This window comes from Myceligenerans indicum (assembly GCF_016742955.1).
GTDB classification, from domain to species: domain Bacteria; phylum Actinomycetota; class Actinomycetes; order Actinomycetales; family Cellulomonadaceae; genus Myceligenerans; species Myceligenerans indicum.
On record NZ_JABBYC010000084.1, the window covers coordinates 1 to 8,406 of the forward strand.

The 8,406-nt window shown below is 67.8% G+C and carries 4 protein-coding genes; all 4 read right to left on the reverse strand.

Features of this window, described 5'->3' with window-relative positions; genetic code table 11:
- Positions 1-188: 188 nt before the first annotated feature.
- A complete protein-coding gene (drmC, locus tag HGK34_RS21360; RefSeq protein WP_307816166.1) occupies positions 189-944 on the reverse strand; it encodes a DISARM system phospholipase D-like protein DrmC in 756 nt (251 codons plus the stop codon).
- A gap of 10 nt (positions 945-954) precedes the next feature.
- The gene (gene drmB / locus HGK34_RS21365; protein ID WP_201851283.1) at positions 955-3,024 is read right to left on the reverse strand and encodes an MrfA Zn-binding domain-containing protein; all 2,070 of its coding nucleotides are present in this window, start codon (positions 3,022-3,024) and stop codon (positions 955-957) included.
- Positions 3,024-6,758 carry a DISARM system helicase DrmA gene (gene drmA / locus HGK34_RS21370; RefSeq protein WP_201851285.1) on the reverse strand — a complete coding sequence of 1,245 codons (3,735 nt, stop codon included), beginning with the start codon at positions 6,756-6,758 and terminating at the stop codon, positions 3,024-3,026. The genes drmB and drmA overlap by 1 nt, the downstream gene beginning before the upstream one ends.
- A 130-nt stretch (positions 6,759-6,888) precedes the next feature.
- Positions 6,889-8,247 carry a recombinase family protein gene (locus HGK34_RS21375; RefSeq protein WP_201851287.1) on the reverse strand — a complete coding sequence of 453 codons (1,359 nt, stop codon included), beginning with the start codon at positions 8,245-8,247 and terminating at the stop codon, positions 6,889-6,891.
- Between the last annotated feature and the right edge of the window lie 159 nt (positions 8,248-8,406).

Consider the following 8,406-nt stretch of genomic DNA (forward strand, 5'->3'; position numbering starts at 1 on the left):
GCGGCGGCGGCCTCTCACCACCGCACGATCAACAAGCGCCTCACGGCGCACGCGTAGGAACTGCCATCCTCCCAGGTCAGGACCACGCCCGACCCATCTCACCCACCGAGAACCGACCGACCCTGCCCTCCTGTAGGGTCACCGCACGGCGCCGGCGACGGAGGTGTTGATACTCGTGGCGCACGCCTTCACTCGTCGCTCCCGTCGCTACGCCCCTGATAGACCTGCTGATAGATCACGTCCTCCGCGTCCCGCATCTCTCGTTCGATCCGGTCCGCGAGGTTCGGGTCGTCGATCACGACGCCCAGCTCGACGTTGCCGTACTCGGCGCTCCACGAGAAATTTGCGCTGGTGATCACTACCCAGCGGTGGTCGATCGAGACGAACTTCGCGTGGTTGCGGACAGCCTTGCCGTCAAATGTCCCAGTCCCAAGGACCACAGCGGGCGCCAGCTGTTCCGCCACGTCCGCAGTAGATGGGGTCCGGCCGCCAGCCGCAGCAGCCGAATCCAGGTAGAGCCGCACACTGGTTCCCGGCCGTGAAGCAGCTCCTCGTAGCGCCGCCCACATCCCTGACGTGCGTTGGAAGTTGAACGTCGAGCACACGATGGACTCACGGGCGCTGTCGACGAGGCCGACGAGCGATGACGTGAGCCCACCGCTCCCCGCAAGGTGCCCGGGCATCGTCCACAGCGTGTCCGCCCGTGTGGCTTGGGAGCGGGCTCCTTCGATCGCGCGCAGCACAGCAACAAGGACGTCCCGCCGGGGGCGCAGCCCTGCGGCAGCCACGAGCCCGAGCGCCTCCGTGCGTCGCCCGGTCTCGACGACGCCGAAGGCCGACGACACGGACTCCCCCTCGCCCAGAGCTCGCGCTGCGAGCCGCGCCTCGGTCCCGGTCAGCAGCGCCCCGAGCTGGGCCACTGCGTCCTCGTCGGGCTTTCCCACGGCGACGTCGTCACGCACCGTGGTCGAAGAACCCGTACCCGGCGAACCCTGGCAGGTCCACGAGGAATCGACGATCGAGGAAGCGGTTCGCCCGTTCGCACGACGTCTCCGAAGCCATCGCGCAGGTGTGGCAGGCGGCCCCATGTAGGAAATCCTCGGGATCCTTCGGGACCCGATTTCCGCATACCGGGTCCGAAGAACAGCGCCGGGCCCGCGTCAGCGCCCGGTCTATCACACGCTGCAGGTTCTCCGGTCTGGACAGTTGCACGAGCCCGCCAAGCGTGCCGTCAGAGTCCGAGGCCGTCGTGATGATCATCAGTCCGGCCGCCGGGGGGCGGTCATCGGTCCCGTCCCAGGCGTAGACACGCTCGGAGAGCGAGGCGGCGGAATACCCGGAGTACATCGCCATCTCCCGGATCAGCACGTGCGAGAGCGTGTGCAGGAGCCAGTAGCGCGGCGGCTTGAATCGGCTCTCGGCGTCGCCCACAGCGGTCTCGGAGTACCTGTTGGCGAAGTTGCGTTCGTGGGACTGTCGGTGCGACTCCCACAGGTCTACCGCGCCCGCGCGCCAGGACGGCGCATCGAGCACCCGCCCTTCCCATGCTGCTACCCGCCCCTCGTCGAGCTGCAGGTAGACGCCTTCGCCCTGATCCAGTGTCGCCGCTGTCCAGGTCGGGCGTCCCGAGCGGGTTAGCGGGACGATGCGGGCGGGCATGTCGTTAGCGCGTTCCATCTCGTCGATGCGCGTGAACCCGACGATGGCGTTGACCTTCCGCAACCGGTCCACCGATAGAACCCGGGATACGCCTCCACCGGTCAGATCCGCGTGGACGGGCTGCTTCGTCAGCGCCAGCCCGCTGAGCGCGTCACCTTCGTGGCGCGGTCCTATGGGGTCTTTCTGGAGGTAGTTCCACTCGGGGACAAGCAGGTCCACCGGGTCCCACTGGGCGAGCGCTTCAAACTGCTCCTCGACCGTGGGTTCCGGTTCACGGGCCTGGGCGATCGCCGCGGCGAGCTGGTCGTCACTCCACGCTACGAGCGGAGACTCTTCTTCGTCCAGGTAGTCGCGGTAGCGAGCCAGGTCGTCACCGTACTTCTCGACGCGCTTGACGCCCACGGCCTCCAGGAGCTCGAACCCAAGCGTCGAGGGCACGGCCTTCTCCGCCTCGGGCATGACGACGATCGACTGCGTCGCGGCGAACCAGAGGTTCGACGCTCCGAGCAGTATGAGACGGGTCTCTGCCGTGCAGCCGCGCGGGTCAAACATCCCGAGGTGTGGATGCCGACCACGACAGGCGGGCAGCTTTGACCGCCCGACCTCGCCCTGCGCCTGGTTCATCGGCCGCGACGCCGCGCACTGCGCACAGTGCACGGTCGCCGAAGCTCCCTTACCTCCGGCCCGCTCAGTCATCTTGAGAGTGGCACTGACGACGCCGGGCGTTGGGCAGGAGCCGCCTTCGTGGACCCACCAGTCGTAAGGGAACTCGTCGAGGTGGCCGTTCGGGCAGGCCAACAGGTACCGCGCAGGCACAGCCTGGATACCGACCTTGCGGCCCTTCGGCGCCCTCGGGCAGCCGACGTGCTCGAAGCGGGCACGATCGGGCCGGAACGGGTTGGTGTTGACGTAGTCGAACCGCGTCAGGGGCCCGAGCAGGTCGCAGCCCGGGCAACGCAGCCACTGCGGGAAGACCCGTGCAGGGACGCCAAGGTCGTCACCCTCCTTGGAGAACTGGGTCCGCTTGGGCGCCCACGGGAACGGCCGCAGCTCGCCGACGCTCCACTGGCCCGGGAAGCGCCGCACGGCGTCGAGCAGCCGCGGCGCGTGGATCGTGGGCACGGATGGTCGCCGGGCCCATACCTTCTCCCAGTCGTCGAGCCCAGCGGGCATCACCGTGAAGTGCGGCAGGTCCATGATCGCGCCGGGCCCATAGGTGTACAGCAGGGACGACGGTCGGGCCGATCCGACCTTGGCCCGGTTCTTCGTCGCCTTCTGGGTATCCGTCGCGTCCAGGTCACCGAGCGGATCGAGGGCATCGTCCGCCGGCGCAGATGACGAGCGCTGCTCCGTGACCTCGGTCATCAGTCTCCCCCGTTCGTCGCTGAAATGCTCGAGGCACCCCACGGGGGTGCTTCGTACAGCTCGCGCGCCATCAGCTTCTCCTTCATCGGGGTCACCAGGAGATTGATCTCCGGCTGCACCTCACGCATCGAGTTCGCCACGACGAACGGGACCTGACTCGGACCGTCGCCCGCGCTGCGGTTCTCGGCGGATCGCAGGAGTGTCGCCTGCTTCGACTCGTCACGCACCTTCTCGTAGACAAGCCGGTGCTGGTCTACGGCGACCACCTTCCGGCGTGCCTTCCACCTCCCGACCCTGTTCTTCAGCAGCTCGGACACCTCGTGTGCGGCATCCTCGCCCCCCGCGACGGTCGCGCGCGCGACGAGTCGCTCGGCGAGAGCCTCGATCCGATCGGCCGCGTCCTCGATCCATCCGGCGTTCCGCTCCGGCGACAGCCCCTCTTCGCCCCGAGGAGCGTCGAGAACCCGGGCAGCGGAGACGAGCACGCCATCCAGGGACCGTTCCAAGGAGGTCAGGGAGTAAGGCGTGACGGACAGGGGCTCCACCTGGGCGTAGAACGTCTCGTGGTAGTGCCGGAACTGTTCGAAGTGCGCAAGGTCTCGCGGTCGGGCCCAGTTCCCGAGGGTGACCACCAGGCCGGGCCACCGCGCCTCCCGGCCGACGCGGGAGGATGCCTGGATGTACTCGGCTGTGTTCTTCGGCTGCCCAACCATCAGCATCAGACCGAGCCGGGATACGTCGACGCCGACCTGCAGCATTGAGGTCGCGAGCACGACATCGAACGGCAGCGCGTCGCGGAAGGGCGCCTTCTTCCTCTCGGCGTCGCTCAGAGCCCGCCATGCCATCCGGCTCGCGGTGCTGTCGAAGGCCGGGTCGAAGCCGACCGCCATCTGGTCCAGGTTCCCGCTGATCTCGGTCGAGGCGATGCGGGATGTCAGCTCGGCGACGTTCAGTGCGCCGACGGTCCCATAGCGGAACGGGAAGTACTTCCCGCGCCGAGGTCGGCTGATAGCAGTCTGGACGTCGTCGGCGACGTAGCGCGCCATTCCGGCGAGCTCTCGAGTCGCGTTGAAGTAGCCGACGAGCGTCATGTACGGGTCCGCCGACTTCCCCGCGCGGTCCATCATGAGCTGCCCGGCCGACAACAGGTTGGACGCCACGACGATCTCTGCCGCAGTCAGGCGCACCCCGGTGGTACTCACCCCCACATAGCGACGGCCCGGTGTTTCCGGCGTGACAGGCACCTCGCGGGAGAAGAACGTGTCAGCGACGTCGAGGACCTGGGGCGGGAACATCGTTACGCGCCGCCCGTACAGCGCCCGCACCTGGTCGATCGCGTTGCGAACGGTCGCCGTCGAGGCTACGACGAGCGGCCGCACAGGTGTCCCGTCGGGCTGGTCCCAGGTGGCAAGCACGTCGATCGCCATCTCGAATGCGCCGACGGCCGTACCGAGAGCCCCGGTGATCAGATGCAGCTCGTCCTGGATAATCAGATCCGGCGGCCGCAACCTTCCAGTCCTCCGCACCCGCGCCGCGCCATGAACGCCGTTGCTCGGGTGCGTCCCTCCAGTCGCGACCGCGCAGCCGTCGTAGTCCTCGTGAACGTACCCGTGCCGATCGCACCGCCGGCCGACATACCCGAACAGGGCTGCGGCCTCACCCTCGCGAGCGAGGCGCGCGAACTTGTCTACCGTCGCAATAACGAACGACGGCGTGAGCCGGTAGATCTCCTCATCGACCGTCAAGACCGGCAGCCCCTCCCCGCCGTCACGCATCGAGAACGGACAGTCTCCGAACTTGTCACCGCAGTACACGAGGACCCGGGCCGTGACATCGTCGCCCTTGACGTGAGCGGTGCCCTCGATCGGGGTGCCGCACCACGGGCAACGCTGCAACTGGAGCACCGTCAAGCCGTACTTCGAGTTGAGCTCGGCCGCCTTCTTCAACTGCTCCTCGGCCTCCTGGTACCGCTTCGGCGACACCGACGTACCTACCCACAGACCGATCCGGAACGGCGTGCTCCCCCACGTCCCGGGATCAGCCTGACGGGCGACCTCAGCCGCGCACACCAGCGCCGTCGCGCGTTGGAACTGCTGGGCGGTCAGCAGCCGCAGCGTGTAACGCATCAGGACGGCGACGCCGTCGCCACCGTCCAGGTCTCCGTCCGCCGATGCGACGATGCCTTGACGCCGCCGGATCGCGAACGTGAACGCCGCAAGACCCAGGTACGCCTCGGTCTTGCCACCTCCGGTCGGGAAGAACAGAAGCTCGGCGCTCGCCGCGTCGGAGGAGCGCCGCGCCAGCCCGGGCACAGCCAGCGCCTCGATCTGCATGAGCACGAACGCCAGCTGGAACGTACGCCACGAGTGCGCTTTCGGCCCTCGCACCTCGACCTCGGCGCGGGCCTCGCCGAGCAAGAGCCCGGGTGTCGTCGCCCGCAGCGCGGCGACCTGGGACTGCAGGCGCTGGTCGGCCATGACCCGGTTCATGAACCGGAAGCACCGTAAAGCCTCTTCGTTGGCGAGCAGGAAGTCCAGGCCCCGCTCCAGTTGCGCGGCGACCTTGCGAGCATCCTGGATCGTGTCCGCGGCCACCTCGCGGAGGTGCTCCGGCAGGCGCCCGGCAGTCGACTCCTGCTTGCCAAGCCACGCTGCGTATCCCGCGACGATGGGACGCAGCCCAGCATCGAGGGCCTCGGCCGGGGCGGTCGACAGCGCAACCATGTCCAGCAACGCGCCGGAGATCTCCCGCGCCTGGGTCTGCGGAGTCTCCGAGACCGGCAACCACGTCGTACGCACCTGGGTTGCACGCCGGGCGTCGCCGGTCACGGTCCAGTCCGCCGAGCAGGTGCGGCCCACGGCGAACTGCAACCGGTCCCGGTACTGGAGCTGCAGCCGCTGCAGTTCGTCATCAGGATCGAGAACCGGATCCTCCAGCACGTCGGACACCGGAAGGAAGACCGCCTCTCCGCCCGCCTCAACGCGCAGGCGCGTCTGGTACATCCACATGTCCGTCGGGATGCGCCGTGGCGAGACTCGGTCATTGCAGAGCGCCAACTCGACGATGCGCCGGCCGGCAGAGCCAACGACATCGTCCATGACGTCCACCCGGATGATTACGGCATCCTCGAGCGACAGGTCCTTCGTCGTCCCAGTCACGAGCGACTGCAGGTCGAGCTCGACCGAGTATGCATGCTGCGTCCTGGCGTACTTGCGTACTGGTTGCCCCGACCGATCCACCTCGTCGGTCGTTTGGATCTTGTAGGAGCCCCACTCTGCCCGCACCGTGACCGACGCCAAGTCCGTCGGCACCTGGAAGCGCAGCCCCATCGACGCCGGGATCATCAGGCCCTTGCGCACGGGCGCGTCTTCGACGCCGTCGTCGTCCGACGACGAGACCTCCTCGACCGTGCCGACCGGCACGCCCCGCCCCAGGTCCGCCTCCTCGGCCTCGACCACGTCTGCGTCTGCGTCTTCGCCGTCGGCGCTGCGCACTGCGCCCTTTCCGAGCAGCTTCGCAGGCGCGATCCGCCCCACCACATACAGGGCATCCGGTGGAGCGTCCAGCAGTTCGTCGTCCCCGTGGCCCGGCCCCAGCAGCTCTCGCTCCAGGATGTCCGAGAAGTTCTCCCGGACGTCCCACGACGTCCACGGGCCCCTGGGTACATGCGAGAGTTCGTACTCGCGACGAGCAGGCGGCGTCTTACCCGACGGCGCCCCGGCCAGCTCGGTCATGAACGATCGCCTCCTGTTAGATGGCCTGGTCAGGAACGGATACCACCGTAGCCGGACGCACTGGCACGAGCGCCCCCAAGGCCCGCGCAGGAGGCGAGTTCACCCGGAATCCTCCGAGTCGACGCGTCGGTTAAGCATCGACGCGCTGATCTGTGGACAGCTCGACGACTCGGAGGTCCGCCGCCCTCGCGACAACAGGTACCCCGTCGTCGAACCGCGCTCCAGGACGCCACCGGAGAAGCACCCGCTCATCGTCGAAGTAGCGCCCGACAACTCCTCGACGGATCCGAAGGCTCGCCACCTGTGACAGAAGGATCTCGCGGCGGGCTCTCTCATCGGTTCCGACCGCGCGCCAGCGTTCGAGGACGGTTGAACCGGCGTGGGGTTCGGCACCACGCTCCGTGAGGAGACGGTCAATGAGGTACGGGTCGAGCCGAGTGCGGCCGATCGTCTGACGGCACTTCGGACAGTACAAGACGGGCTGCTTCTGGTTCGCACCTCGGTAGAGATAGACGTCGCAGTCGTCGCAGAGCACAGCCCGCGACAGGAGCGGACTCGTCGGCTCCCGCTCAGAGCGCTTGCGGGCCTGTGGGCTGTCGCGTGCATCGAGAGTTCGCTGCAACTCCCCGAATTCGTCGAAGGTGATGATCGCGAGAGATTCGTCGATGACCGGGGCGCCTCCCTCATCGCGGACGACGGCGAAGGGGTCCGCTCGCTTGTCGCTCTTCGCCCGGCCCGGGTTGTGCGGCGTCATCCCAGCCAGGATCGGATTGCGCAGGAGCTGTTCGACCGTCTGACGGTTCCACGCGCGGTTCTCTGGATCGAGGCGAGGCTTGCGCCGCACCGGCAGCGGTGCGTGCTGGTCTGTGAGCCAGGTTGCGATCGCGTTGACCGTTTTTCCTTGCTGGGCGAGAAGAACCGCCTCGCGCAGCCAGCCGATCCGCTCAGCGTCCTTCTCCAGCACCCGCCCAGGCCCATCCGGGTTCTCGATCGAACGGTAGCCGTAGGGGATGCCACCTCCGACGAAACGGCCGTCCTTGATGAGGTGAGCGCGTGCCGCGCGAACCCGCGCCCGGATGCCCTCGGCCTCCATCTCCCCGAAGACCGCGAGCATGACGGCGAAGGCCCGGCCCTGCGGGCTGGTCATGTCGATGGGGTCCTCGACGGCAACCAAGCCCGCGCCACGCTTCTGGAGCGCCTCGTCCGCGTGCAGGAAGTCGAGCACTCGACGGGCGAGACGATCGACCTTCCAGATCACGACTGCGTCGAACCCGTCAGCTGCAAGGAGCGCAGCCCACCCCTTGCGATCTTCCGGGCGGTTCACCGTCGCCGAGACACCGTCGTCGACGAACTCGCCGATGACCTCCCAGCCTCGGGCTTCGGCGTACTTGCGTCCCGACTCGAGCTGTCGCGCGATCGAGACCGACTCCTCCTTGGTAACGCTGAGACGGGCGTAGAGGACGCAGCGGCGGACTTGGTTGATGTTCACCGACGACAGGGTGCCCGACCTGCGACGATGCAGTGCGACATCACTCCTGTCAACGAAGGGCACGCTCGGTCTAATCGCGACCAACACGGTCGCGCAGGGCGACACCCGAGAGGTGGGGCTGGACACGATGGTCGCGGGCGGGTTCACGATCACGCAGGC

Coding starts and splice junctions, on each gene's coding strand:
- drmB (WP_201851283.1), bottom strand. CDS start 3,024: ATGACCGAGGTCACGGAGCAGCGCTCGTCATCTGCGCCGGCGGACGAT.
- drmA (WP_201851285.1), bottom strand. CDS start 6,758: ATGACCGAGCTGGCCGGGGCGCCGTCGGGTAAGACGCCGCCTGCTCGT.